The organism is Phenylobacterium sp., from assembly GCF_024508875.1.
In the GTDB taxonomy this organism is placed as follows: domain Bacteria; phylum Pseudomonadota; class Alphaproteobacteria; order Caulobacterales; family Caulobacteraceae; genus Phenylobacterium.
The window spans coordinates 1-2,655 of record NZ_JANINU010000266.1 but is presented as its reverse complement, the minus strand read 5'-3'; the positions used below and the strand labels follow the sequence as shown (position 1 = coordinate 2,655).

Below are 2,655 nucleotides of genomic sequence, written 5' to 3'. Positions count from 1 at the left end.
TCGAGGCCCGCTACAAGGTCTACATCATCGACGAGGTCCACATGCTGTCGACGGGGGCGTTCAACGCGCTCCTGAAGACGCTGGAGGAGCCGCCGCCCCACGCCAAGTTCATCTTCGCCACCACCGAGATCCGCAAGGTGCCGGTGACGATCCTCTCGCGCACCCAGCGGTTCGACCTGCGCCGGGTGGAGCCCGAGGTGTTGGTCAAGAACCTGGAGATGATCTGCGAGAACGAGGGCGCGCGGGTCGAGGCCGAAGGCCTGATGCTGATCGCCCGCGCCGCCGAGGGTTCCGTGCGGGACGGCCAGTCGATGCTGGACCAGGCCATTGTCCAGGCCGAACCCGGCCAGACGGTCACCGCCGCCTCGATCCGCGACATGCTGGGCCTGGCCGACCGGGCGCAGACGATCACCCTGCTGGAACAGATCATGCGCGGCGAGGCCGGCGCGGCGATCGAAACCTTCCGCCAGCTCTACGGTTACGGCGCCAATCCGGACCAGGTGGTGATGGACCTCCTGGACCATACCCACGCCGCGTCGGTCGCCAAGGCCATCGGGCCGAACGCCCTGGTGATGCCGAAGGAGCAGGCCATGCGGCTGGCGGCCATCGGTGCGGCGGTGTCGGCGGGCGTGCTGTCGCGGATCTGGCAACTCACCCTGAAGGCCTACGATGAGGTCCGGCGCGCGCCGGACGCGGCGGCGGCCGTGGACATGGCGCTGATCCGGCTGGCTTACGCCGCCGACCTCCCGGGGCCCGAGGAGGCGCTCAAGCGGCTGCAGGCCGGCGAGAACCCCGCGGGCGGCGGCGCGCCCTCGGGCGGGCCGGGCGGCGGTGGCGGTGGCGGTGCGCCAAGGGCCAGCGTGGCGACCAACGCGGTGGCGCGCCAGCAACTGGCGCCCGGGCAGCCCGGCGTCGAGCCGGTGGCCAACCTGCAGACCTTCGACGACATGCTGGCGCTGATCGACCGCCGCCGCGACATCCGGCTGAAGCTGGACGTGGAACGGTTCATCCGGCCGATCAGCTTCCGGCCCGGCGCGATCACCTACGAGCCGGCGCCCGGCGCGCCCGGCGACCTGGCCCAGCGCCTGGTCATGCGGCTGAAGGAATGGACCGGCGAGCGCTGGCTGATCGCGGCCGAGGGCGGCGGCGGGGCCGAGAGCCTGTGGGAGAAGCAGAAGCGCGAGGAGCGCGAGGTCCGCGCCGAGATCGAGCAACACCCGTTCATCCAGGGGGTGATGCAGGCCTTCCCCGGAACTGAGATCGTGGGCATACGCCACCTCAAGCAACCCGAGCCGGCCGAAGCGCCGCCTCCTGAAGACGACGGTGACGAGGACTAGAAGATGAAAGACCTGGGTTCGATCATGAAGCAGGCCCAGGCCATGCAGCAGCGCATGGCCGAGGCCCAGGAGAAGATCCAGGCCATCGAGGTCGAGGGCACGTCCGGCGGCGGCATGGTGAAGCTGACGCTCAAGGGCTCGGGGGAACTGGCCCGGGTCGAGCTGGACGAGAGCCTGATGGCGCCCGGCGAGGGTGAGGTGGTGGCCGACCTGATCGTCGCCGCCCACGCCGACGCCAAGCGCAAGCTGGACGAGAAGCAGGCCGACATCATGCGCGAGGCGGCGGGGCCGCTGGCGGGCATGAACATTCCGGGGATGCCGAAATTCTGATGCTGCTCGCCGCCGTCCTCGCCGCCGCCGCCGTTGCTTCCTCGGGGGCGCTGCCCGCCGACCTGGCGAAGGCCGCGCATGCGTACGACGAGGCGCAGGTCCACAGCGACAAGGCCGCGCTGGAGCGGCTTCTGGCCGACGACTATGTGCTGCACAACTCGGCCGGCCAGCGGCAGGACAAGCAGAGCTTTATCGCCGACCAGGTGGCGCCGGGCTACAAGCTCGAGCCCTTCGAGGTCACCGACAAGGTCGAGAAGGTGATGGGCGACGCCGCCGTCCTGGGCGGGGTGGCGCGCGCCCGCGGGACGTCGGGCGGCCAGCCCTACGACGTGAAGCTGCGCTTCGTGGACGTCTGGGAGAAGCGGAACGGCCGCTGGGTCGTGGTGCTGAGCCAGGCGACGCGGGTTCCGAAGAGCTGACGTGGCCGCCTCCGCCGGACCCGAGATCGAGCGCCTGATCGGCCTGCTGTCGAAGCTGCCGGGCCTGGGGCCGCGGTCGGCGCGGCGGGCGGCGCTGGCGCTGCTGAAGCGGCGCGACCAGCTCCTGCTGCCGCTCTCGGATGCGCTCTCGGAGGCGGCGCAGCGGGTGAAGACCTGTTCGGTCTGCGGCTCGCTCGACACCCAGGACCCCTGCGCCATCTGCGCCGACAACGCCCGCGACGGGGCGCTGATCTGCGTGGTGGAGGAGGTGGGCGCGCTCTGGGCCATGGAGCGGGCCGGCGCGTTCCGCGGCCGCTATCACGTGCTCGGCGGGCTGCTGTCGGCGCTGGACGGGGTCGGGCCGGATGCGTTGCGCGTCGGGCCGCTGGTGGAGCGGGCGGCGGCGGAAGGGGTGCGCGAGGTGATCCTGGCGTTGCCGGCCACGGTCGACGGCCAGACGACGGCCCACTACCTGGCCGACCGGCTGGCGAACGCGAACGTCAGCGTGACGATGCTGGCGCGCGGCGTGCCCGTGGGCGGCGAACTGGACTGGCTGGACGACGGCACCA

General features: G+C 71.6%; 4 protein-coding genes. All 4 read left to right on the top strand.

The window, feature by feature from the left end; genetic code table 11:
• Positions 1–1,337 (top strand): DNA polymerase III subunit gamma/tau (locus Q0L11_RS18320; protein WP_296599136.1); only part of this gene is annotated, 1,337 nt, incomplete at its 5' end.
• Between the two features lie 3 nt (positions 1,338–1,340).
• Positions 1,341–1,667, top strand: coding sequence for a YbaB/EbfC family nucleoid-associated protein (locus Q0L11_RS18315; protein WP_296599135.1), 327 nt, complete (start codon positions 1,341–1,343; stop codon positions 1,665–1,667).
• A complete protein-coding gene (locus Q0L11_RS18310; protein WP_296599134.1) occupies positions 1,667–2,086 on the top strand; it encodes a nuclear transport factor 2 family protein in 420 nt (139 codons plus the stop codon). The genes Q0L11_RS18315 and Q0L11_RS18310 overlap by 1 nt, the downstream gene beginning before the upstream one ends.
• 1 nt (position 2,087) lies before the next feature.
• The coding region (gene recR, locus Q0L11_RS18305; RefSeq protein WP_296599133.1) for a recombination mediator RecR at positions 2,088–2,655 on the top strand (568 nt) is incomplete at its 3' end.

Bases quoted from the DNA above. Each gene is read 5' to 3' on its own strand.
- Q0L11_RS18315 (WP_296599135.1), top strand. From the start codon at position 1,341: ATGAAAGACCTGGGTTCGATCATGAAGCAGGCCCAGGCCATGCAGCAG.
- Q0L11_RS18310 (WP_296599134.1), top strand. From the start codon at position 1,667: ATGCTGCTCGCCGCCGTCCTCGCCGCCGCCGCCGTTGCTTCCTCGGGG.